16 protein-coding genes are annotated in these 24,488 nt (G+C 39.1%); 10 read left to right on the forward strand and 6 right to left on the reverse strand.

Features of this window, described 5'->3' with window-relative positions:
- Positions 1-110 precede the first annotated feature (110 nt).
- The 4 genes from rpoB to OOZ15_RS07220 all read left to right on the forward strand — a co-directional run bounded on the left by rpoB (position 111) and on the right by OOZ15_RS07220 (position 11,708).
- Complete coding sequence (gene rpoB / locus OOZ15_RS07205) at positions 111-3,920, forward strand: DNA-directed RNA polymerase subunit beta (RefSeq protein WP_265955578.1); 3,810 nt, start codon at positions 111-113, stop codon at positions 3,918-3,920.
- An 89-nt stretch (positions 3,921-4,009) separates the two neighbouring features.
- Positions 4,010-8,311, forward strand: a complete 4,302-nt coding sequence (gene rpoC, locus OOZ15_RS07210) for a DNA-directed RNA polymerase subunit beta' (protein ID WP_265955397.1) — start codon at positions 4,010-4,012, stop codon at positions 8,309-8,311.
- Between the two features lie 301 nt (positions 8,312-8,612).
- Complete coding sequence (locus OOZ15_RS07215) at positions 8,613-10,937, forward strand: FdhF/YdeP family oxidoreductase (protein ID WP_265955399.1); 2,325 nt, start codon at positions 8,613-8,615, stop codon at positions 10,935-10,937.
- 456 nt (positions 10,938-11,393) lie between these two features.
- On the forward strand, positions 11,394-11,708 hold the full coding sequence (locus tag OOZ15_RS07220; protein ID WP_265955401.1) for a DUF3467 domain-containing protein: 315 nt from the start codon (positions 11,394-11,396) through the stop codon (positions 11,706-11,708).
- Positions 11,709-11,880: 172 nt separating this feature from the next.
- Here the strand turns inward: OOZ15_RS07220 and OOZ15_RS07225 are convergent, their stop codons facing one another.
- Both OOZ15_RS07225 and OOZ15_RS07230 read right to left on the reverse strand, forming a co-directional pair.
- Positions 11,881-12,600: a DUF4197 family protein gene (locus OOZ15_RS07225; RefSeq protein ID WP_265955403.1), complete on the reverse strand. Its 720-nt coding sequence runs from the start codon at positions 12,598-12,600 to the stop codon at positions 11,881-11,883.
- A 105-nt stretch (positions 12,601-12,705) separates the two neighbouring features.
- Positions 12,706-13,203, reverse strand: coding sequence for a metallophosphoesterase family protein (locus OOZ15_RS07230; protein ID WP_265955405.1), 498 nt, complete (start codon positions 13,201-13,203; stop codon positions 12,706-12,708).
- Positions 13,204-13,322: 119 nt separating this feature from the next.
- Here OOZ15_RS07230 and truA point away from each other — a divergent pair, with 119 nt between their 5' ends.
- Positions 13,323-14,066, forward strand: a complete 744-nt coding sequence (gene truA / locus OOZ15_RS07235; protein ID WP_265955407.1) for a tRNA pseudouridine(38-40) synthase TruA — start codon at positions 13,323-13,325, stop codon at positions 14,064-14,066.
- A 3-nt stretch (positions 14,067-14,069) separates the two neighbouring features.
- Complete coding sequence (locus tag OOZ15_RS07240) at positions 14,070-15,839, forward strand: ABC transporter ATP-binding protein (protein ID WP_265955409.1); 1,770 nt, start codon at positions 14,070-14,072, stop codon at positions 15,837-15,839.
- 23 nt (positions 15,840-15,862) lie between these two features.
- Here OOZ15_RS07240 and OOZ15_RS07245 read toward each other — a convergent pair whose 3' ends face one another.
- Together OOZ15_RS07245 and folP are read right to left on the reverse strand one after the other, a co-directional pair.
- Entirely contained in the window at positions 15,863-16,648 is a 786-nt protein-coding gene (locus OOZ15_RS07245) for a diadenylate cyclase (RefSeq protein WP_265955410.1), read from the reverse strand.
- 42 nt (positions 16,649-16,690) lie between these two features.
- A complete protein-coding gene (folP, locus tag OOZ15_RS07250) occupies positions 16,691-17,479 on the reverse strand; it encodes a dihydropteroate synthase (RefSeq protein ID WP_265955580.1) in 789 nt (262 codons plus the stop codon).
- Positions 17,480-17,698: 219 nt separating this feature from the next.
- Between folP and OOZ15_RS07255 the strand changes: the two genes are divergently transcribed.
- The 4 genes from OOZ15_RS07255 (at position 17,699) to tpiA (ending at position 20,717) form a co-directional block, all read left to right on the forward strand.
- Positions 17,699-18,238, forward strand: coding sequence for a DUF1599 domain-containing protein (locus OOZ15_RS07255; protein WP_265955411.1), 540 nt, complete (start codon positions 17,699-17,701; stop codon positions 18,236-18,238).
- Positions 18,239-18,286: 48 nt separating this feature from the next.
- Positions 18,287-18,643, forward strand: coding sequence for a four helix bundle protein (locus tag OOZ15_RS07260; protein ID WP_265955412.1), 357 nt, complete (start codon positions 18,287-18,289; stop codon positions 18,641-18,643).
- Positions 18,644-18,770: 127 nt separating this feature from the next.
- Entirely contained in the window at positions 18,771-19,859 is a 1,089-nt protein-coding gene (locus OOZ15_RS07265; RefSeq protein WP_265955414.1) for a BT_3928 family protein, read from the forward strand.
- A gap of 108 nt (positions 19,860-19,967) precedes the next feature.
- Positions 19,968-20,717, forward strand: a complete 750-nt coding sequence (gene tpiA / locus OOZ15_RS07270; RefSeq protein ID WP_265955416.1) for a triose-phosphate isomerase — start codon at positions 19,968-19,970, stop codon at positions 20,715-20,717.
- 87 nt (positions 20,718-20,804) lie between these two features.
- Here the strand turns inward: tpiA and OOZ15_RS07275 are convergent, their stop codons facing one another.
- Positions 20,805-23,153 (reverse strand): GAF domain-containing protein, encoded by a 2,349-nt coding sequence (locus OOZ15_RS07275; protein WP_265955417.1) that lies wholly within the window; start codon positions 23,151-23,153, stop codon positions 20,805-20,807.
- Between the two features lie 105 nt (positions 23,154-23,258).
- Positions 23,259-24,452 carry a Pycsar system effector family protein gene (locus tag OOZ15_RS07280; RefSeq protein WP_265955419.1) on the reverse strand — a complete coding sequence of 398 codons (1,194 nt, stop codon included), beginning with the start codon at positions 24,450-24,452 and terminating at the stop codon, positions 23,259-23,261.
- Positions 24,453-24,488: the final 36 nt, after the last annotated feature.

Below are 24,488 nucleotides of genomic sequence, written 5' to 3' on the forward strand. Positions count from 1 at the left end.
AACACGGTTTAGGTCCTTCCCGAAAATATGCGGGTTGAGACCTAAACCCTTTTGCGTATATGAATGTGTACGCTTTTCAATTTTCATTTTAATCAAAATATTGTCCATTGATGTTCACAAATCAGACTGAAAGAATTAATTTCGCCTCTGCTAAGAATACACCGGATTACCCGGATTTCTTGGACATTCAGATCAAGTCATTCCAGGATTTCTTTCAACTGGAAACAAAATCTGAGGAAAGAGGTAACGAAGGTCTTTATAACACCTTCATGGAGAACTTCCCCATTACTGATACGCGCAATCAATTTGTACTTGAGTTTTTAGACTACTTTATAGATCCTCCCCGCTATTCTATCCAAGAGTGTATAGAAAGAGGTTTGACCTATAGTGTGCCGTTAAAGGCTAGGTTGAAACTGTATTGTACAGATCCAGAGCACGAAGATTTTGAAACTATTGTACAGGATGTATATCTGGGGGTGATTCCTTATATGACACCTAGTGGTACTTTTGTCATTAACGGTGCCGAAAGGGTAGTTGTGTCACAATTACACAGGTCTCCGGGTGTATTCTTTGGTCAATCGTTCCACGCTAACGGAACAAAATTGTATTCTGCCCGTGTGATTCCTTTTAAAGGTTCATGGATAGAATTTGCTACCGATATCAACAGCGTGATGTACGCTTATATCGATAGAAAGAAAAAATTACCTGTTACAACACTTTTCCGCGCTATTGGTTTTGAACGCGATAAGGATATCCTGGAAATATTCGACCTTGCTGAAGAAGTAAAAGTTTCCAAAACAGGATTGAAAAAAGTGCTGGGCAGAAAATTGGCAGCCCGTGTTTTAAAAACATGGCACGAAGATTTCGTTGATGAAGATACAGGAGAAGTAGTTTCTATTGAGCGTAACGAAATCATTTTAGACAGGGATACTGTTCTTGAAAAAGATCACATTGAAGAGATCCTTGAAACCGATGTGAAGACGATCTTGTTGCACAAAGAAGATAGTCAAACCGGGGATTATGCCATTATCTACAATACATTACAAAAAGACCCTACAAACTCTGAAAAAGAGGCTGTAGAACACATATACCGTCAATTGCGTAATGCCGAACCGCCAGATGAAGAAACGGCAAGAGGTATTATCGACAAATTGTTCTTCTCAGATCAACGTTATAACTTAGGTGAAGTTGGACGTTACAGAATGAACAAAAAGTTAGGCTTGAATATCGATATGGATAAACAAGTACTAACCAAAGAAGATATTATCACTATTATAAAATATCTGATTGAATTAATTAACTCTAAGGCAGAGATCGATGATATCGACCACTTGTCCAACCGTCGTGTTAGAACAGTAGGAGAGCAGTTGTCATCTCAGTTTGGTGTTGGTTTGGCTCGTATGGCAAGAACCATTCGTGAACGTATGAACGTTCGTGATAACGAAGTGTTTACGCCAATCGATTTGATCAACGCAAAAACATTGTCATCGGTAATTAACTCATTCTTCGGTACCAACCAGTTGTCTCAATTCATGGATCAAACCAATCCATTGGCAGAGATTACACACAAACGTCGTTTATCGGCTTTAGGGCCAGGAGGACTTTCTCGTGAAAGAGCAGGGTTTGAGGTTCGTGACGTTCACTATACGCACTACGGACGTCTTTGTCCGATTGAAACACCTGAAGGACCAAACATTGGTTTGATCTCTTCTTTGAGTGTGTTTGCAAAAGTGAACAATATGGGATTCATCGAGACTCCATATAGAAAAGTTGATAGTGGAAAAGTAGATCTTTCAGAAATACTTTACCTAAGTGCTGAAGAGGAAGAAGAAAGAAAAATTGCACAGGCAAATATCCCTTTGAAAAAAGATGGGACCATCGACACTGAAAAGGTAATTGCCCGTGAAGAAGGTGACTTCCCGGTAGTAGATCCGGCAGAGGTTCACTATACCGATGTGGCACCAAACCAGATCGCTTCAATCTCGGCTTCATTAATTCCGTTCTTGGAACATGATGATGCGAACCGTGCATTGATGGGATCAAACATGATGCGTCAGGCAGTGCCGTTGTTAAGACCGCAATCGCCTATCGTAGGTACAGGACTTGAACGTCGTGTGGCTTCAGACTCCAGAGTATTGGTAAATGCTGAAGGGAAAGGGGTTGTAGATTATGTAGATGCCAAGAAGATCGTTATCAAATACGAAAGAACAGATAATGAAAGATTGGTAAGTTTTGAAGACGATTTCAAAACATACGATCTTGTTAAATTCAGAAAAACCAACCAAGGTACTTCCATCAACTTGAAGCCTATCGTTAGAAAAGGTGATAAAGTAAGTAAAGGACAAGTACTTTGTGAAGGATATGCAACGCAGCAAGGAGAATTGGCCTTGGGTAGAAACTTACAGGTGGCGTTTATGCCATGGAAAGGGTACAACTTTGAGGATGCGATTGTAATTTCTGAAAAAGTAGTAAGGGAAGATATCTTTACTTCCATTCATATCGATGAGTATTCTCTTGAAGTGAGAGATACCAAGTTGGGAGCTGAAGAATTGACCAATGACATACCAAACGTTTCTGAAGAGGCAACAAAAGACCTTGACGAAAACGGTATGATTCGTATCGGTGCCGAAGTGAAACCGGGCGATATCCTGATTGGTAAGATTACTCCAAAAGGAGAATCAGATCCAACTCCGGAAGAGAAATTACTTCGTGCGATCTTTGGTGATAAAGCTGGAGATGTTAAAGATGCTTCATTGAAGGCCTCACCATCATTAAACGGTGTGGTTATCAACAAGAAATTGTTCTCTAGGGCGATTAAAGATAAACGCAAGAGAGCTAAAGATAAAGAAGACATCGCTAAGTTGGAATTGGAATTTGAAACAAAATTCAGCGAACTTAAAGATGAATTGGTAGACAAGTTGTTCTCTATCGTAAACGGGAAAACATCACAAGGGGTATTTAACGACCTAGGTGAAGAAGTATTCCCTAAAGGTAAGAAGTACACACAGAAAATGTTGAATGCTGTTGACGATTTTGCTCACTTGGTAAGTGGAACTTGGACAACAGACAAAAACACGAATGCCTTGATCAATGATCTTCTTCACAATTATAAGATCAAACTGAACGACCTTCAAGGAGCGTTGCGTAGAGATAAGTTTACGATTTCCGTGGGAGATGAACTTCCGGCAGGTATTATGAAACTTGCTAAAGTTTACATCGCTAAGAAACGTAAATTGAAAGTAGGAGATAAGATGGCAGGTCGTCACGGTAACAAAGGTATCGTTGCACGAATTGTTCGTCAAGAAGATATGCCTTTCTTGGAAAACGGAACGCCTGTAGATATCGTATTGAACCCACTAGGGGTGCCATCACGTATGAACATCGGTCAGATTTATGAAACGGTGTTAGGATGGGCTGGTAAAAACCTCGGTAAGAAGTTTGCTACGCCAATCTTTGATGGTGCGTCATTAGATCAGATCAACGAACTGACAGATGAAGCAGGTATTCCAAGATTCGGACATACACACCTGTACGACGGTGGAACAGGAGAGCGTTTTGACCAGGCAGCAACAGTAGGTGTTATCTACATGCTTAAACTAGGTCACATGGTTGACGATAAGATGCACGCCCGTTCTATTGGTCCATACTCATTGATTACACAACAGCCATTAGGAGGTAAAGCTCAATTTGGTGGTCAGCGTTTTGGTGAGATGGAAGTGTGGGCACTTGAAGCATACGGTGCATCAAGTACGCTTAGAGAGATTTTGACTGTGAAATCTGATGATGTTATTGGTAGAGCTAAAACTTACGAAACAATCGTTAAGGGAGAGATGATGCCGGAACCGGGATTACCAGAATCGTTCAATGTATTGATGCATGAATTGAAAGGTCTCGGATTAGATATCAGATTAGAAGAATAAATATTTTAACCTCGGCATCTGTTCAACAACAGGTGCCAAGGTTGAAAATGTAATACTAAATTACACTTAATTCATTATCACCATATATTATGGCTAGAAGTAAAGATAAGAATACAATACAGAGATTTAATAAAATCTCAATCGGTTTGGCATCTCCGGAGTCTATTTTGGCAGAATCCAGAGGAGAAGTGCTTAAACCGGAAACCATTAACTACCGTACACACAAACCGGAGCGTGACGGTCTTTTCTGTGAGCGTATTTTTGGTCCAGTAAAGGATTATGAATGTGCCTGTGGAAAATATAAAAGAATACGATATAAGGGAATTGTTTGTGACCGATGTGGAGTAGAAGTTACCGAGAAAAAGGTACGTAGGGACAGAGTTGGACATATCAACCTTGTAGTGCCGGTTGCACATATTTGGTATTTCCGTTCATTGCCAAATAAAATAGGATACCTTCTTGGATTACCGTCTAAGAAGTTGGATATGATTATCTATTACGAGCGTTACGTAGTGATCCAACCGGGAACTGCAAAAAATGCTGATGGGGATCCTGTTGAAAAAATGGATTTCCTAACGGAGGAAGAGTACTTGAATGTTTTAGAATCCCTTCCTGCCGAGAATCAATATTTAGAAGATACAGACCCTAATAAGTTCATCGCGAAAATGGGGGCTGAATGCCTTATCGAATTGCTTTCGAGAATCAATCTTGACGAGCTTTCATATGAATTGAGACACAAAGCGAATAATGAAACTTCTAAACAACGTAAAACAGAAGCGCTAAAACGCTTACAGGTTGTAGAGGCTTTGCGTGAGTCGCAAAAGAACAGAGAGAACAATCCGGAGTGGATGATCATGAAAGTGATTCCTGTAATTCCGCCGGAATTGCGTCCGTTGGTGCCGTTGGATGGAGGGCGATTTGCAACTTCCGACCTTAACGACCTTTACAGAAGGGTGATCATCAGAAACAATCGTTTGAAGCGATTGATGGAGATCAAAGCCCCGGAAGTAATCTTGCGTAACGAGAAGCGTATGCTTCAGGAATCTGTCGATTCATTGTTCGACAACACACGTAAGTCTTCTGCTGTTAAAACAGAATCAAACAGACCGCTAAAATCACTTTCAGATTCATTAAAAGGAAAACAAGGACGTTTCCGTCAAAACCTTTTGGGTAAACGTGTGGATTATTCAGCACGTTCGGTAATCGTTGTTGGTCCTGAAATGAAACTGTATGAGTGTGGTCTTCCTAAAAATATGGCTGCCGAGCTGTACAAACCTTTTGTGATCAGAAAACTGATTGAAAGAGGTATTGTAAAAACAGTAAAATCAGCTAAGAAGATTATAGATAAGAGAGAGCCGGTAGTATGGGATATTTTAGAGAACGTACTAAAAGGACACCCGGTACTACTTAACCGTGCTCCTACGCTTCACCGTTTGGGAATTCAGGCATTCCAACCTAAATTGATCGAAGGTAAAGCGATCCAGTTACACCCATTGGTGTGTACGGCATTCAACGCCGACTTCGATGGTGACCAGATGGCAGTTCACTTGCCACTTGGACCTGAAGCTATTTTGGAGGCGCAAATGTTGATGCTGGCTTCTCACAATATATTGAACCCTGCAAACGGTTCGCCGATTACCGTACCTTCTCAGGATATGGTTCTTGGATTGTATTATATGACCAAGGCGAGAAAATCAACTAAAGATCACCCAATTAAAGGTGAAGGATTGACATTCTATTCTGCAGAGGAAGTGAATATTGCTTTCAACGAGAAAAAAGTTGACTTGAATGCTACGGTAAAAGTTCGCGCAAAAGACTTTAATGAAGAGGGAGAGCTTGTTTCTCAGATCATAGAAACCACAGTAGGTAGAATTTTATTCAACCAAGTGGTGCCGGAACAAGCAGGTTATGTTAATGAAATATTGACCAAAAAGTCATTAAGGGATATTATTGGTAAGATCCTTAAAGCGACAGACGTTCCAACAACAGCGGAATTCCTCGACAAGATCAAGAGTATGGGATATAATTTCGCATTCAAAGGTGGATTGTCTTTCAGTTTAGGTGATATTATCATTCCTGAAGAGAAACACCCGATGATTGCGGATGCCAACGAACAGGTGGACGGCATTATGGCAAATTATAACATGGGGCTTATTACCAATAATGAGCGTTATAATCAGGTGATTGATGTTTGGACTTCTACCAACGCGATGTTGACCGAATTGGCGATGAAGCGAATTCGTGAAGACAACCAAGGGTTCAACTCTGTGTTTATGATGTTGGATTCCGGAGCAAGGGGATCTAAAGAGCAGATCCGTCAGTTGACCGGTATGCGTGGATTGATGGCGAAACCGAAAAAATCAACTGCTGGTGGTGGAGAGATTATTGAAAACCCGATTCTTTCAAACTTTAAAGAAGGGCTTTCAATTCTTGAATACTTTATCTCTACTCACGGTGCGCGTAAAGGACTTGCGGATACGGCATTGAAAACGGCTGATGCGGGTTACTTGACACGTCGTTTGGTGGATGTTTCTCAAGATGTGATCGTGAATACGGAAGACTGTGGAACACTTCGCGGTGTTGAAGTAGAACCGTTGAAGAAAAACGATGAGGTTGTAGAATCGCTTGGAGAAAGAATTCTAGGGCGTGTTTCCCTACAAGATGTTTACGATCCGCTTACCGAAGAATTGTTGGTAAGTGCAGGAGAAGAAGTAACAGAAGAAATCGTTAAGAAAGTTGAAGCCTCTCCTGTGGATAAGATTGAAGTACGCTCGCCATTGACTTGTGAAGCAAAACGAGGTATTTGTGCGAGGTGTTACGGACGTAACTTGGCTACCGGAAAAATGGTACAGCGAGGAGAATCCGTTGGGGTTGTGGCCGCTCAATCTATTGGTGAGCCGGGAACACAGCTTACACTACGTACCTTCCACGTGGGTGGTATTGCAGGAAACATTTCCGAAGAGAATAAAATTATTGCCAAGTTCGATAGCAAGATCGAAATCGAAGACCTTAAAACCGTAAAAGGAATCAATGCTGAAGGAAAAGAGGTTGATATTGTGATCTCAAGAACTGCAGAGGTGAAATTTATCGATGGAAAAACCGGAATTACACTGGCTGTAAACAATGTGCCTTACGGTTCTCAGATCTTTGTAAAACAAGGACAGAAACTGAGTAAAGGCGACACGGTTTGTCAGTGGGATCCGTATAACGCAGTGATTATTTCTGAATTCTCAGGAAAAATCGCTTACGAAAATATCGAGCAAGGGGTTACTTATCAAGTGGAAATCGATGAACAAACCGGATTCCAGGAGAAAGTGATTTCTGAATCGAGAAACAAAAAGTTGATCCCGACCTTGTTGATCAAAGACAGTAAAGGAACAACCTTACGTTCATACAACTTGCCGGTTGGCGCCCACATTATGGTGGATAACGGTGAGAAGATCAAAGAAGGTAAAGTACTTGTGAAGATTCCTAGAAAATCATCCAAAGCAGGTGATATTACCGGTGGTCTTCCAAGGGTAACCGAGCTTTTCGAAGCACGTAACCCTTCAAATCCTGCCGTTGTTTCTGAAATTGACGGGGTGGTTTCTTTTGGTAAGATCAAGAGAGGTAACCGCGAGATCATAGTAGAATCCAAATTGGGAGATATCAAGAAATACTTGGTGAAATTGTCCAACCAGATTTTGGTTCAGGAAAATGACTATGTTCGCGCCGGAATGCCATTGTCTGACGGATCGATTACTCCGGAAGATATTTTGAGAATCAAAGGCCCATCTGCAGTACAACAATACTTGGTGAACGAAGTTCAGGAAGTATACCGTCTGCAAGGGGTGAAGATTAACGATAAGCACTTTGAGGTGGTAGTACGCCAGATGATGCGTAAGGTGAAGATCCAGGATTCAGGAGATACTACATTCTTAGAGCAACAATTAATTCATAAAGATGATTTCATTGAAGAAAATGACAGAATCTTTGGAATGAAAGTGATCGAAGATGCAGGTGAATCAGAAACCTTGAAAGCAGGTCAGATTATTACGCCTCGCGAACTAAGAGATGAAAATTCGATCTTGAGAAGAACTGATAAGCAGCTTGTAGAAGCAAGGGACGCTGTTCCTGCTGTTGCTACACCGGTATTACAAGGTATTACCAGAGCTTCGCTTCAAACAAAATCGTTTATCTCTGCCGCGTCGTTCCAGGAAACTACAAAAGTACTGAACGAAGCTGCAGTAAGCGGTAAGGTTGATCATCTTGAAGGATTGAAAGAAAATGTGATTGTTGGACACAGAATCCCGGCAGGTACCGGAATGAGAGACTACGATAATATTATCGTAGGATCAAAAGAAGAGTACAACGAGATTATGGCTGGAAAACAAGAGCATGTGAATCTTTAAGATTAGGTTCATAAGTATTATAAAGTTTGTTTAAATTGAGAACCCCGGGCGAAGGCTCGGGGTTTTCTTTTTAAAACGATTATTTTTGAATATTGCCGTGGAATAATTTAAACAACTTGGATTGGATATAATATAAGACTAAAACTCTTGATTATCTAGCTGTCACCTCGAGCGCAGTCGAGAGGTTATCGGATTTTGTATTTTAAAAATGAGGTCTCGACTGTGCTCGACCTGACAGTAGTTGTGTTGATAAATTGATTGTCAGATAACAATATTCGAACGCATGTTAAACACCCATAAGATGAGTACAAATGCCAAAACTTCAGAAAAGACATTTAAACGAAACGTTTCTCTTACCGGAAAAATCAAATTTACCGGGATCAAACTCAAAGATCCTATACGTACGGCTGCAGGTTTGTTAGGGATTAAAGAGACGTTACGGCATACTTTTAAAGAAATGGGTATTGTACGCTCAACCCGGGCGTTGCTGGACATGAATCAACCGGATGGCTTTCGTTGTCCAAGTTGTGCTTGGCCGGTGCCTAAAGAAACTTCTAAGATTGCTGAGTATTGTGAAAATGGTGCCAAGGCATTGGCAGATGAAGCCACAATTCAACATATAGGAGCCTCATTTTTTGCTACTCATTCTGTAGAGGAGTTATCTCAATTGTCAGACTATGAACTCAATAAATTAGGTAGAATTACCGAACCATTGGTTTTGCGTCCCGGCAAACTGCATTATGAGCCTATTGCATGGCAAGAGGCTTACGAACTTATCGCAGAAGAACTACACAAATTAAAAGATCCTAATGAAGCGTGTTTTTATACCTCGGGCCGATCGAGTAATGAAGCGGCTTTTTTATATGGCATCTTTGCGCGGGCCTTCGGTACTAACAATATGCCGGATTGCTCAAATTTGTGTCATGAATCCTCCGGAGTTGCTCTCAAAAATACGCTTGGTATCGGGAAAGGCTCGGCAACTGTAGAGGATTTACATAAAGCAGAGGTGGTGCTAACAGTCGGACATAATCCGGGAACCAACCATCCCAGAATGTTATCTGCTTTTTCAGAATGTAAAAAAAATGGCGGAAAAATCATCAGTATCAATCCATTGGAAGAATCCGGATTGGTCAAGTTCAAAAACCCGCAAAAAGTATCTGATATGTTGGGAAGCGGTACTGCTATTGCCGATATTCATCTTCCTGTAAAAATAAACGGAGATATGGCTTTGATGAAGCTCATCCTGAAAAAATTAGCAGCACTTGACAAAGAAAGGGCAGGGAATGTGTTTGATCATGAATTTTTAAAAAGATATGCTGATGGCTATACTGAATTGATGAATGACTTAGCCAATTATGACGAAGCCGATTTGCTGGCACGAACGGGTATTTTAGAAGAGGAAATTGATAAAGTTGTTGAATTGCTGGCTTCAAAATCTAAAATTGTAGTATGCTGGGCTATGGGATTAACCCAACATAAGAATGCTGTGGAAACCATTCAGGAATTTGTTAATCTTTTATTGCTTAAAGGAGCCATAGGAAAACCATTCACGGGGACTTTTCCGGTGCGCGGACACAGCAATGTTCAAGGAGATCGAAGTGTGGGTATAATGCATTTTGTAAATGAAGAATTCAACAGAAGGATTAAAAAACACATGGGTTTTGATCCTCCTGTAGAACATGGTCATAATGCAATAAATACCATCAAATCCATGTATGAAGGCAAATCAAAGGTTTTTCTCTGTTTAGGAGGTAATTTTTTAATGGCAGCACCGGATACCGAGTATACGGCCGAGGGCATACAAAATTGTGCACTTACAGTACAAGTCAGTACCAAATTGAATCGGAGTCATTTGGTTACAGGAAAAACAGCCCTATTGTTGCCAACTTACGGACGGTCTGAAAAGGACATAAAAATGGGAAAGACTCAATTCCTAACAATGGAGAGCAGTACAGGTAAAATAAGACAAAGCCGTGGGTTACTCAAGCCGGCATCCGGGAATATAAAGAGTGAACCTGAAATTATTGCTTCAATGGCACATGCTTACTTTAAAGGAGGTCACCCTGTGGATTGGGAAGCTATGGCCAATGACTATGACCTTATTCGTAAATATATTGACAAAACAGTCAAAGGTTTTGAAAACACAGGGGAACGCTCTAAGGGGTTTGGCTATTACCTCCCAAATAATTCCCGGGAAAGTGATTTTAGTATGATGCCAAACGCAAAAGCCAAATTGACTGTAAACCGTTTATCGGAAACCAATTTGAAAGAAGGGGAGTTGTTGCTAACGACCTTTCGTTCACATGATCAGTTTAACACAACTATCTACGGATTAGACGACCGTTATCGTGGAGTTTATAATGAGCGTCGTGTTGTTTTTATGAATGAAGAAGATATGCTGGAAAGGAATCTGAAAAAAATGGATGTGGTTAATCTTCACAGCGAATATGGTGGAAAAAAAAGAACGGCTGAACAGTTTTTGGTAGTTCCGTACAATATCCCTAAGTCAAATATCGGGGCCTATTTTCCTGAAACAAACTTATTAGTGCCGTGCGATCAATATGATCCGCATAGCGAACAACCCATGAGCAAATCGATTCGAATCACTGTTGAAAAAATCCACTAAGATGGTTTTGGTTCATTTTTATAAAACAACGTCATTCTGAAAGAAAATTGTATCGAGCCCCTTTGCTAAAATGCTTCTTGATACCCCCGACGCTTCGGGGTTTCTTCGCAGAGCTGTAAAAAAACACCAAAACCATTGATAAAATCTTAAAATAAAGAGAAAACAGAATTAATACAGCATGAAACAAGCTAAAACATGGTGAAAACAGCCGAAATTCAATACGAAGAAATCAAAAAGTGATAGCAAGTAGTCGAAGAGTCACGTAAAACAACCGAAGAACGATAGGAAACAGTCGAAAATCAACAAGTAGGAACGGAAAAGGAACCGGTAGCAATGCTATTTGAACGCTAAATAACCCATTAGCAGTATATAATTTCACGATTTTACAACTTTACTTTCCAGAATATATAAACTTTAGTACATTACAAACGCAATGAACTCAATAAAACAGATATTATGAGCGATCAAAAAGAACAAAAGAAAAATCAGATCAATATAGAATTAGATGATGCTACGGCTGAGGGGATCTATGCCAATTTAGCAATCATTAATCATTCGGTTTCAGAATTTGTAGTGGATTTTGTGAGTATTATGCCGGGAAGACCCAAAGCAAAAGTAAAAAGCAGAATCATATTGACACCCCAACACGCCAAGCGCTTTTTAAAAGCATTGAACGATAATGTAACACGTTTTGAAAGTGCCCATGGAGAGATCAAAGACTATGAACAACCTCCAATCCCGTTAAACTTTGGACCTACGGGAGAGGCTTAAAATATTAAAGAGGGTGTCTAAAAAGTAATATGAATTGGATATTGTCAGGTTGAGCGCAGTCGAAACCTATTGACTTTCAATAGTTATTTAGTTCTCTACTGCGCTCGAACTGACATAAAAACAATCTTTTTAGACACCCTCTTTTTTGCTTTATAATTTCTTCTTAACTCCCCTAATTCATCAGAATCGCATTCAAAACAGTACCCGGATTTTGACGAGCATCTCTTTCCACGTCTTCTACGATATTGAACATGCCATCCACTAATTGATTGGTAATGGCACTTTGTAACATGTCAGTAGTACTTGAAGCGGCATCGTTAGTTCCCATAACTGCACCAAGGATGCTATTCAGCATATTGTTACCACCCAAAGCATTCGAAAGTAAACTGTTAACACCCAATCTTTCTGTTTGTTGATTCACCACAGGAGTAATCGCACTCACAAGTTGGTCATGCGTCTTGTTCTTTAAATATTGTGTAGCTGCACCTTGACCTCCGGAAACTATGCTGATAGCCTCTTGAGGAGTCATCTCGTTGATAGCTTTTTTTACCACAGGGCGAGCAGTGGTTATAGTTGAATTGGCAATCTCACTGATGAGTACCTTTTCCTTTTCAACGATATGATTTAATCCCATGGATTGTAATTTCTGATTGATGTCTTTCAACTTTTGAGGCATGGCAGCTTCTATCAAAGCATTGGTCAGGAATGAATCTGAATCCCCAAAAACGGTGAAAGCAGATTGTGTTCCGTTGTTTAAAACCGATTGAACGGTGTTGAGCATCATATTGCTGTTTTGCGTTGAACCACCGGCAGTTCCCATGGTTGTACAACTGCTAAAACTTAATGGACAAAGAAGTCCGATAACGAACAGAATGATTATTCTTTTATGCATAGTTTGTGTTTTTGTATAATTAAAATTAGTGATTTTTTATTTAAAGCTCCGATAGGAGTACAATATTAATAGCCCAAATAGGGGCGACATATTTGACCAATTGGGTTAAGCCCTTTTTTCCAATTCGATAATCTCCAAATTTTTGATTTGATCACCGTCAATTTCAAAACGTAGCATGGTTCTTACCTTGTGAAAGCCGTATTTTCCGACAGCCCCCGGATTCATGTGAAGGAAGTTTAGTTTTTTATCCCACATCACCTTTAGAATATGCGAATGGCCACAGATAAAAAGTTTTGGTGGATTTTTTCTAAGTTCTTCTCGCACCCTTCTGTCATATCTGTTGGGGTAACCACCAATATGGGTAATCCAGACATCTACCTTTTCACACATAAACCGATTGTTTTCAGGAAATTCCAAGCGTATTTCATCGTTGTCGATATTTCCGTAAACAGCTTTCAGGGGTTTGAGCTGCTGGATGGTATCGGTCACTTTGGGGTCTCCAACATCTCCCGCATGCCACACCTCGTCAGCTTGTTTGATGTACTTTATGATTTGTTGGTCTATATGACTATGAGTGTCAGAGAGCAAAAGGATTTTCCGCATAAAACTTAAAAATAAATTAAAATTAAAGAGTCTCGACAGCGAGGTTTGGTTAATTCGATATCTTTGTGTCTTGTTACAAAAGTACATCAGTTTTTACAGAGAAAAAATAGCATTTTGATTTGAGATATTTTTTAGAGCTTTCATATCAAGGAAAGAACTATCACGGCTGGCAAATACAACCCAACGCCATTTCGGTGCAAGAAGTTATAGAAGAAGCTATATCGACCCTTTTACGGGAAAAAACACCGATTGTGGGGGCCGGGCGAACCGATACCGGGGTGCACGCCAAACAGATGTTTGCACATTTTGATGTGGAAACAACAATCAAGACTCAAAGCCTGATCTATAAGTTGAATAGCCTTTTACCGACTGATATCGCGATCAAAAATATTTTTTTAACAACTGATGATGCTCACGCCCGTTTTGATGCGGTAAAAAGAAGCTATGAGTATTGGGTGGTGCAGGAGAAAAATCCTTTTATGCAGGATTATGCTCACTATGTAAGAGCGGAATTGGAATTGGATAAAATGAATGGAGCGGCCGAAGCCTTATTGCAATACAGCGACTTTCAGTGTTTTTCAAAATCAAATACTGATGTGAAAACCTATATTTGTAAGCTCGAAAAAGCGATTTGGGTTCAGGAAGAAAACCGTTTGGCTTTTCATATTTCTGCGGATAGATTTCTTCGGAATATGGTACGCGCCATCGTGGGGACTTTATTGGACGTAGGTATGGGAAAATCATCGCTTGAAGATGTTAAAAATATCTTAGAAAGTAAAAATAGGAGTAATGCAGGAGCTTCAGTTCCGGCACATGGTTTATATTTGACAGAGGTTTTATATCCTGAAACAATATTTAAATAATTAATGAGTAAAGATAAAACAGGGAATACATTCGATCTGGGTTTGTTCAACAGGCTCATGCGCTATACAAGACCATATAGGTTGACCTTTGTGGGAGTTGCTTTTGCGGCGATTCTCCTGTCGGTGTTTGCTTCGGTGAGGCCTATCCTTTTGAAATATACGGTAGACGATTATATCTTGACTAAGGATAGCCATGGACTCTTGATGTTTGTGGTGTATATGACCATCGTATTGTTTTTAGAAGTCACAAGTCAGCTATCTTTTATCTATTATGCCAATTGGCTCGGACAATCGGTGATAGAAGATATCCGGGTGAAGCTGTTCAAGCATATGCTTAACTTCAGAATGAAGTATTTTGATAATTCTTCCGTAGGGATATTGGTAACCAGGGCAGTGAGCGATATAGAACGGATTGCTGCTATTTTCAGCGATGGTTTGTTCATGATCGTGAGCGATTTATTGAAAATGATCGTTGTGGCCGGAGTCATGATCTATTTCGATTGGCAGTTGTCCTTGATCATTTTTGCCGTTTTACCGTTGATGCTCTATGCGACACGTTTGTTTCAAAAAGCGATGAAAAAAGCTTTTATAGAAGTGCGCAGACAAGTATCCAACCTGAATTCCTTTGTTCAGGAACGTTTAACGGGCATGAAGATCGTTCAGTTGTTTGTTCGCGAGAAGGAAGAATACGAACAGTTTAAAATCATCAACGACAAGCATAAAAAAGCATGGATCAACACCGTTTGGTATAACTCCATTTTTATTGCTGTAGTAGAATTGATGTCGTCTATAACCACCGGTCTTATTGTTTGGTTTGGTGGTTTACGTGCTGTGTCAGACGGGGCGAGTGATTTGGGTAATATCTTTATGTTTATCATGCTTTCGCAGATGATCTTCAGACCGCTTCGTCAAATAGCCGATAAGTTCAATACCCTGCAAATGGGAATGGTCGCTGCCAATAGGGTGTTTGATATCATAGATACTGAAAGTAGGATAGAAGATAATGGAACCCGTATTGCTGAAAATCTTAAGGGAGAGATTGCTTTTAAGGATGTTCGTTTTGGATATTTGGAGGATGAAGAAGTATTACACGGCATTTCTTTTGGAGTAAAACAAGGCGAAACCATTGCGATAGTAGGAGCTACCGGAGCGGGAAAATCAACAATCATCAATCTTTTGAACCGTTTTTACAATATACAATCGGGTGAAATTTTGGTAGATAATGTGAATATCAATGAATTCACTTTGCAGTCGTTGCGTTTGCAAATCGCTGTGGTGCTACAGGACGTATTCCTTTTTGCAGATACCATATTGAACAATATCACGCTTAACGATCCGAGTATAAAAGAAGAAGATGTGATACAGGCGGCCAAGGATATCGGGATACACAAATTTATCAAGAGTCTGCCGGGAGGATATCACTACAATGTGAAAGAACGTGGGACGATGTTATCAAGCGGGCAACGACAATTGATTGCTTTTTTGCGCGCTTATGTCAGTAACCCGAGCATATTGGTGCTGGATGAAGCTACATCATCAGTTGACTCACATTCAGAAATACTCATTCAAAAAGCAACGGATAGAATCACCAAAGGAAGAACTTCCATTGTGATCGCACACCGATTGGCAACCATTAAAAAAGCCGATAAGATATTGGTGATGGATGCAGGTAGGATTGTAGAAGCGGGTACACATAACGAACTCCTTAAAAAGCAGGACGGCTATTATAAAAATCTATATGAAGTCCAATTCTTGGCTGAAGAGGCTGTATGAAATGGGTAGGCCTACAGGTCTCTTTAAATAAGATCTTTAAGCATAGTATTTTTAAGGTCTTCTTTGTCTTTAAACAAAACAAACTCACCATTTTTCAGATAAGATAATTGTCCGTTTTCTTCACTAACGACTAGTGCTACGGCATCTGTTCTTTCAGTGATACCTACGGCGGCACGGTGTCTCAACCCAAAACGCAAGGGGATGTTCCGTTCATTGGAAACCGGTAAAATAGCCCGTGTGGCTACAATGCGATTACCTTCTATAATCGCGGCACCATCGTGGAGCGTACTGTTCTTGTAAAAAATACTTTCAAGAATGGGTTGGTTCACCTCAATGTTCATTGAATCACCGGTATGTTTTACAAAATCCAGGGAGTTGTTTCGTTCGATAACGATAAGCACACCTGTATATGAAAGACTCATTTTTTCGCAGGCAGACAGGATGGCATCGACATCAGTTTCGGTGGTGACACTATCTTGTTTTAGAAATTTTAAATGTCTCATAAGTCCTTTTTTGCTCGCGAAATTGGTAGAGCCTACCATGAGTAAAAACTTTCGTATTTCCTGTTGGAAAACAACAATGAGCGCAAAAAAACCAACTCCGATGAACTTACCGAAAATATTGCTCAATATCTGCATATTCATGGCTTCCGTCAAGAGGTAAATAAAGTAAATAACAACAATTCCTATAAAAATATTGATGGCAACGGTTCCTTTTACCAGTTTGTAGAGGTAGTAAAACAGAAATGCTACCAAAATGATATCAATGATATCTGCAATTTTGAATTCGACAAAATCAAATAGTTCCAAAGCGTATTGGTTTTATGTAAAAATAAAAATATAAAATTTAGTTTAGAGCTCCTTGACTTTTTTTGTTGTCATTTCATAGATTTTCACACATTCCACAGCTTCTTTTACATCGTGCACCCTTAAAATACGAGCGCCTTTGCCAAGGGCTATGGTGTTGAGACTGGTAGTGCCATTTAAAGCCTGTTCGGCATTGGTTTCAAACAATTTATAGATCATGGATTTTCTGCTGACACCAATCAAAATAGGGAGTTCCAAAATGTGCAGGAGTTCGAGTTTGCCCATGAGTTCGTAATTCTGTTCCAGAGTTTTTGCAAAACCAAAACCGGGGTCTACGATAATATCATTGATTTTATGAGCCTTGGCGGCTGCGACCCTTTCAGAAAAATAATAGAGCAGGTCTTTTATAAAATCGTCGTAGGTGGTTTTTTGCTGCATGGATTTTGGGTTGCCTTTCATATGCATTAAGATATAAGGCACTTGCAGTTCCCCAACAACAGAAAGCATATTTTCATCCAACATTCCGCCGGAAATATCATTGACCATACAAGCACCGGCCTCAATATTGGCTTTGGCTACATCGGTACGGAAAGTGTCTATCGAGACCAAGGCTCCGGGAAAGTTTTTGAGAATGAGTTCGGTTACCGGAACACTTCGTTTTAATTCTTCATCAACGGAAACTTCTTCAGCTCCGGGACGTGAACTATAGGCTCCGAGGTCAATAAAATCGGCTCCTTCCTCAAGCATGGTCTCTACATGACGGAGAACTTCCGAATCCTGGGTGTATTTCCCGCCATCAAAAAAAGAATCGGGCGTGGTGTTGAGGATTCCCATGATTTTGGGAACGCTTAAGTCTATAAGTTGTCCGTTACAATTGATGGTTGAGGTCACAAGTTAAAATTATCTGTTAATGATCATCAAAAATAGTTAAAAATGTGACAAGAAATGCCTATTTTAAACAGTAGAAGAAGAACAAAACGACGGATGCTTCACGATAAAAACTTTGAAGGTTGAATTTTTTAAGCGAAATTTACACAAAATAGTATCAAACACATGCAGAACACATCAGAACAATACGACAAGGTGATCGCCGTTTGTCGTGAATTGTTTGAAAAAAAGATGAAAGACTACGGAAGCGCTTGGCGTATTTTAAGGTTACCTTCATTAACAGACCAGATATTTATCAAGGCGCAGCGCATTCGCTCCATTCAGGACAACGAGGTGAGAAAAGTAGATGAGGGAGAGAAATCTGAATTTATCGGAATCATCAACTATGCTATCATGGCACTTATTCAGATTGATAAAGGGATAGGAAAATACCCTGACATGGATCCTGAAAAGGCTGTGCAACTGTATGATGAAAAAATAACTGAAACCAAAGCGTTGATGGAAAACAAAAATCACGATTATGGTGAAGCCTGGCGCGATATGCGAGTGAGTTCACTAACCGATTTGATCCTTCAAAAGATACTTCGTGTAAAACAAATAGAAGACAACAAAGGGAAAACACTGGTCAGTGAAGGTATTGATGCTAATTATCAGGATATGATCAATTATGCAGTATTTGCTCTAATTTTGTTAAAACAAAATTAGAGTAATTTCCAATATACAATACCCAAATTCCAAAAAGCCAAATTAATCATGAAAAACGAAAAACCCTACGATCTTGAAGAAAGAACATTTGAGTTTGCAAGGGATTGCAGGTTATTTGTTTCCAAATTGAAAAAAACAATTTCAAATATTGAGGACTCGAAACAATTGATTAGAGCTTCCGGTTCAGTTGGGGCAAATTATATCGAAGCAAATGAAAATTTAGGTGAAAAAGATTTTTTATTTAGATTGAAAATAGCAAGAAAAGAAGCCAAGGAGAGCAGATATTGGTTACGTTTGTTAAAAACGATGAATCAAGAACATGTTACAACTATAGATTCTTTGATTACTGAAGCCAATGAATTAAGGAAAATCTTATCAACCATCATCAACAAACATCAAGACTGAATTATTGGAATTTGGTACTTGGAATTTTTCAACATATAGTTTGGAATTTGTCATTTGGAATTTGGTATTTGTAACTTGGTACTTGGAGTTTGGTGCTTGGAATTTGTAACATGAAATTTAAATTTTTATGAAACACATAGTAAACATAAGCAGAATCCTAGTAGGGGTCTTGTTCATTATAAGCGGACTTATAAAATTGAACGATCCGGTTGGTTTTTCCTTCAAATTGGAAGAATATTTTAGTCCGGGGGTGTTGAATCTCGATTTCTTGACCCCTTTTGCACTGGCTATTGCCATTGCTTTGGTCATTTTTGAAACTGTATTGGGGGTGATGCTCTTACTGGGTTACAAACCTAAGTTTACGGTGTGGAGCCTGTTGTTGATGATCGTGTTTTTCACGTTTTTAACGTTCTATTCGGCTTATTTCAATAAAGTAACCGATTGTGGCTGTTTTGGAGATGCTATCAAATTAACACCTTGGGAGTCCTTCTCAAAAGATGTTGTCCTCTTACTGTTGATTCTGATATTATTCTTCGGAAGGAAATATATTTCCACGTTTAAGATTGCTAGGATCGGAAGCTATCTGGCTTTGGCCTTGTGTGTGATTTATGTTTATTATGTGTATAACCATTTACCGGTAGTTGATTTCCGTCCGTATAAAATAGGAGCTAATATTTTTGACGGAATGCAAGTACCCGAAGGCGCTCCGGAAGCGGTATATGAATACGCATGGAAATTTGATGTAGATGGAGAAGAAAAAATAGTGACTACCAATGGTGATTATCCTACTGTTGACGGAGAGTTTGTAGATGTTGAAACTACGCTGATCCAAGAAGGCTATGTGCCACCTATCCACGATTTTATGATGGAAAAAAACGGAACGGATTTTACCGCAGAGATTATGACTTGGGAAAATGTCGTTGTAGTGGTTTCCAGAGATATAATCAAGGCGAATAGGGAAGGTTTACAGGATATAAAAGAAGTGGCAGACGAAGCAAAAAATAGAGGTTATAAAGTGATCGGTCTGTCTGCTTCCAGCCCAGAAGAAATCGCTCCGATAAAAGAAAAGTACGGCTTGGATTTTGATTTCTATTTCTGTGATCTGACCACGGTAAAGACGATTGTACGGTCCAATCCGGCCTTGTTAGAGCTGAACAAAGGTACGATTATCCAAAAATTGCATAACAATGATGCAGATGAATTCAAGTTCAAATAAATAACGATTTGTTACGATATTGTAAAAAGACCCTAGTGTAAAACGGAAACTATAGACGAATTCCTATTTTTGCAATACAACAACTGAATAAAAAACTAAAACAAAACGATGAGAAAAAAGATTGTTGCGGGAAACTGGAAAATGAATAACGATTTGGCGCAAACCAAAGCGCTTATCAACGATTTAAAGAATAGCCTGCCAAACACGGATGCTGAGGTAAAAATAGCACCTACTTTCACTAACTTGCATGCGGCTGTAGAAACTGTAGGTGATGCGGCTATCGAAGTTGTAGCCCAAAACATGCACCAAGAAGCAAGTGGAGCATATACCGGTGAGATTTCTGCTGATATGCTTAAAAGTATAGGAGTGAAGACAGTAATCCTCGGACACTCAGAACGTCGCGCCTATTTTGGGGAAGATGATGCATTGTTGGCTAAAAAAGTAGATGCAGCGCTTCAAAATGATATGGATGTGATCTTCTGCTTTGGTGAAGAGTTGGCCGACAGGAAAGCAGACAATCATTTTAGTTTGGTGGAAAGCCAGTTGAAAAATGCTTTGTTCCATTTGGGGGTTGAAGATTGGAAACACATTGTTTTAGCATATGAACCGGTTTGGGCCATAGGGACAGGAGAAACCGCAAGTCCGGAGCAAGCTCAGGAAATGCATGAGTTTATCAGAAAAACCCTTGCCGATAAATATGATGCTACTTTAGCAGATAGTATTTCCATTCTTTACGGTGGAAGTGTAAAACCAAACAATGCCGAAGAGATCTTCTCAAAACCGGATGTTGACGGCGGACTTATTGGAGGGGCTTCATTAAAAGCTGAAGATTTTGTAGGAATCATTAAAGCGATATAATTCCCAACAATTTATGATATAGTAGACCTGACAGGTTTTCCCGACGATAAATGTTGGGACATGTGAAACCTGTCAGGTCTTATTTTTTTAACTCACTTTCACTTTAAGAATTTCATCATAATCATAAAATTCGTCACCTTGGTAATCGTGACAAATTCCCACTCTAATAGCTTTTAAGCCACTAATTCCTTGCTGTCTCGCTAATTCTACAACTTCTACATCTTCCGTCAAGATCTTTTTTTCTTGTAAAAAGTGAATGTACTCCAAATATTCCCGCTCCTCGTAATAGTGGGAATAGACGATGGTCAAAAAATAAGGTTTGGTGATACGTTCGTTTGTACTTTCTATTAGGGCTTTGTCTATTCTAGTTTTTAGAATTTCATATCGCGCATTGTATGCTCCATCTACATCAAAATGTTTTTCGTCCATCCTGAATCGAATGGCCATAGGGATGTTATAAACCAAAATCAGGGATGACACATCAAAATCGATTAACATTTTGTTTCGTGAAGCGGCGTGTTTGCGTTCCATTTCACAAATGACTTGTAATTGCCAAAATCTCAGGCTGTACAGATATTTCAGCTCAAAACTATTTGGTTCTGTAATCGATTCACCGATATACATATTGTGCTCAACCCCATCGGTTTTGTGCATTTCAAAGAAATGAGGATATGTCGATTGTGCTGATTTTTGTCTTTCATCCAAAACACTAACAAATGTGTCGTTGATCTCTGCCACCGTTTTGTCATAGTTTTTTCGGTGACTGTAGATGATATTGTTTTCTAGGGTGTTGAAATAAGCATCGATCAGTTGGGTTGCTTCTTTGTTTGTGTCTTCTGCAATTGCTTGATCAAGGATAGGACGGATAACCGTTTTAATAAAGATCAATACCGTTTGTTCACTATCTGATTTTAATTCAGTAGAAATGTTTTCAATGTATGTTTCTGTTTTTTGTATACTGTCTTTATGGCGGTCGAAATCTAAAACTTCTAGGATATCCATTATTTTTGATAACTGAATGATCAGATCCTTTTGGATGGCCCTATTTCTTGTAGTTGATGAGTTTTTTATGTCTATTTGCCCGTAAAGTGGGTAGACTTCATCAAAAACAATTTCGCCAAAAACGGCTTTTTTCTGCAAAATGGTTTGCTTCAAATAGTTTTTCGCCTCTTGTTCAAATCTCCAATAAACACTTTGATGTATGGAAGTACATTCTTTTTGGATAATGGCTTCTATTCGGTTTTTTTGTTCCACCCGATAACGGTTCACGCTCGTTCTGATGTAGGGCATGATATCCATCAGTTTATTTGCGTTTACTGTGTTTAACGCATATGGCTCTTTTGAAACCAACTCTAAAACCCCGATAAGTTCATTGTTGCTGATTACCGGGGTGAGGATTACGCTCCTAAAGCCTTGAGATCTCAATTCTGTTAAACATACTTTACTTGAAGAGGTTTCCGTGAGCTCGTCAATATCAGGAACAGCATAAAAATAATGCCCTTCCATGATATTTTCCTTTGATTCATTACAAACGAGGTTGACCGAAACCTTTTCCGTTTTATCATTTAGGATATAACTTGAAAAATCACTTCCTATGATGTGTTCGACCGCATTATCTTTTTTGTTATACAGCGTCATTCCCACCTTTAAATCAGGTAAGTTGAATAAGGTTTGAAATATGTTTTCAAACTTTTTTAAGGAGGGTTTTTCATTCGGTTTTTGCGACAATAAATTGGTTTTCAGGTCAGAAATCGAATTCTCTATAGTAGAATCGTACATATTGGCTATTATAAAGCCTTCTGAAACCCAACTTCCGGGCGGGAACATTTCTTTCCATAAAGAAACATCATTATACCCTTTCAACAAGCGTTTAATATCATTTTCAGTGATATCTTTTGCCTTTTCGGTAGGGTAAAGGTTCATAAAGTCCCCGTTATAAAGGATTCGATAGTGTTTTATGGTTTTATTTTGATCAATAGCCCTAAAATAGAGCGGCGTTTCATATTTAAGGTCATATCCGTAATACCGGGATAAAATAATACTACATGCCAAGATATATATTTGGTCTTCCGACATGGTTGTCATATCGATTTCAAACTTGCAGCCGGAGGTTTTCAAAATGTTGTCAAAACGTTTTGAAGATGAAAAAATGATAGATTGAAGGGGTAAAGTAACTACTTTGATCTCATTATTGGTAAGCATGGGCGGAAACAGATCTTCTAAAATAAACTGTACCTCTTGCTTATGTTTGGACACTTCTTCCGGTTGCAAATTGCCATTACTGAATTCAGGGTGTTTTTTTGCCAGCGAAAGGATTTTTTCAGACTTAGCTTTCAACAAAGGGTTTGCCGAGTCTTTTAGTTTTGCATACTCGTCAAACAGCTTTTTGAAGCTAACCTTGTACTTAAAGGGAATATTATCTGAAATTTGGTTCATTCTAATGGTTTGTTTGTGTAAAATTAAGCTTAGTAGTTGTTGTTTTAATTGAACTGTTTTAAGATTTCTTTAGTAAGTCGATTTTTACTGCCAATCCTTATAGTTTTATGCATAAAAATGAAAAGCAATCGCGAATGCTATCACACTAATGATAATCCCTGTCATAAAAATGGTATATGTGATCCTTAAAATTTTATATTTTCTATGGAGTACTAACCCTAAAAAATATAAATCTTTTGTCAATGATCCATATAAATAATCGCGGTCTTTCATCATTTCGTTCATTGCCCATTCAAAATCGTTCAATTTCATTTTATGAAAGTTTCCAAAAAAGATTAGGTTCACCTTTTTATTGGCTACATCTTGTTTTGTAAATTCACCTTGGGTAACGTTTGGTCGGGTAGCTGCAATCGATAAAACAATAGACACAACCGTAAAAATCACAAAAACTACGGTGGGGTAAATAAGGTATGAGTTTGAAGGATTGTCGAGTTTTGGAATTAAATTAGCCAGAACTAAAGAGACGATAATCGCGTTTACCGATAGCAATATGTTTGCTTTGGTATCTGCAATGTTACTCAGTGTGATGTGGTTGCGCAAAGCTACACGAAACATGGTTTCGATTCCTCTTTCCGGTAATTTGACTTTCTTTTTTTTAAAAGCAAATTCCTCTTTTTTACGTTCTAGCTTATCTTTTTGCTGAAGGAGTTTATTTTCCTTTTTTATCAATTGGGCCAAGTTTCTACTCTTGACCTTTCCCCAGTGGGTTAAAGCATAACGTGTGTAGAATCGGTGTTGGTTTGCTAAAAAATTGATGTTTTCTGAAAGCCATTCAGAATCGTCGATCTCTTTGTTTTGTGTCAGTTCGATCTCTTTTCTGAGGAGTTCAGTAAACTCGCTATAGTTTTCGCTGCCTACATGAGCACAATCGGCATCACAAATAATCTGCTCCAATTCATTTTGGGGCTCATACCCCATTTTGGTGGATAAAATTAATTTGCGCACCACTTCAATGGTGGTATCAGGAACATTTTTTTCTTTCAAAAAATTAACCGCCAATTTCGCGCTCTCTTTTTCATGGTCGGTCTTCACTTTTGAATATCCCATGTCATGAAACCAAGCTGCCAACAACAATTCCTGAGCTTGTTCGTCGCCAATCTGCATAGCCTCAATAAGTTCCTGCGCCTTTTCTACCACGTGTATAATGTGCGACAGGTTATGGTACACGAACGACTTATCGAGATTTTCATTCAAATATTGAACAACATATTTTTCAGCTTCTTCTACGAGGGTATTCATATAGATGTTACTTATTTAGAATCTTAATATTTCCCG

It is taken from the genome of Galbibacter kalidii, assembly GCF_026241135.1.
Taxonomy (GTDB): domain Bacteria; phylum Bacteroidota; class Bacteroidia; order Flavobacteriales; family Flavobacteriaceae; genus Galbibacter.

Bases quoted from the DNA above. Each gene is read 5' to 3' on its own strand.
- rpoB (WP_265955578.1), top strand. From the start codon at position 111: ATGTTCACAAATCAGACTGAAAGAATTAATTTCGCCTCTGCTAAGAAT.
- rpoC (WP_265955397.1), top strand. From the start codon at position 4,010: ATGGCTAGAAGTAAAGATAAGAATACAATACAGAGATTTAATAAAATC.
- OOZ15_RS07215 (WP_265955399.1), top strand. From the start codon at position 8,613: ATGAGTACAAATGCCAAAACTTCAGAAAAGACATTTAAACGAAACGTT.
- OOZ15_RS07220 (WP_265955401.1), top strand. From the start codon at position 11,394: ATGAGCGATCAAAAAGAACAAAAGAAAAATCAGATCAATATAGAATTA.
- OOZ15_RS07225 (WP_265955403.1), bottom strand. From the start codon at position 12,600: ATGCATAAAAGAATAATCATTCTGTTCGTTATCGGACTTCTTTGTCCA.
- OOZ15_RS07230 (WP_265955405.1), bottom strand. From the start codon at position 13,203: ATGCGGAAAATCCTTTTGCTCTCTGACACTCATAGTCATATAGACCAA.
- OOZ15_RS07240 (WP_265955409.1), top strand. From the start codon at position 14,070: ATGAGTAAAGATAAAACAGGGAATACATTCGATCTGGGTTTGTTCAAC.
- folP (WP_265955580.1), bottom strand. From the start codon at position 17,479: ATGGGAATCCTCAACACCACGCCCGATTCTTTTTTTGATGGCGGGAAA.
- OOZ15_RS07255 (WP_265955411.1), top strand. From the start codon at position 17,699: ATGCAGAACACATCAGAACAATACGACAAGGTGATCGCCGTTTGTCGT.
- OOZ15_RS07260 (WP_265955412.1), top strand. From the start codon at position 18,287: ATGAAAAACGAAAAACCCTACGATCTTGAAGAAAGAACATTTGAGTTT.
- OOZ15_RS07265 (WP_265955414.1), top strand. From the start codon at position 18,771: ATGAAACACATAGTAAACATAAGCAGAATCCTAGTAGGGGTCTTGTTC.
- tpiA (WP_265955416.1), top strand. From the start codon at position 19,968: ATGAGAAAAAAGATTGTTGCGGGAAACTGGAAAATGAATAACGATTTG.
- OOZ15_RS07275 (WP_265955417.1), bottom strand. From the start codon at position 23,153: ATGAACCAAATTTCAGATAATATTCCCTTTAAGTACAAGGTTAGCTTC.
- OOZ15_RS07280 (WP_265955419.1), bottom strand. From the start codon at position 24,452: ATGAATACCCTCGTAGAAGAAGCTGAAAAATATGTTGTTCAATATTTG.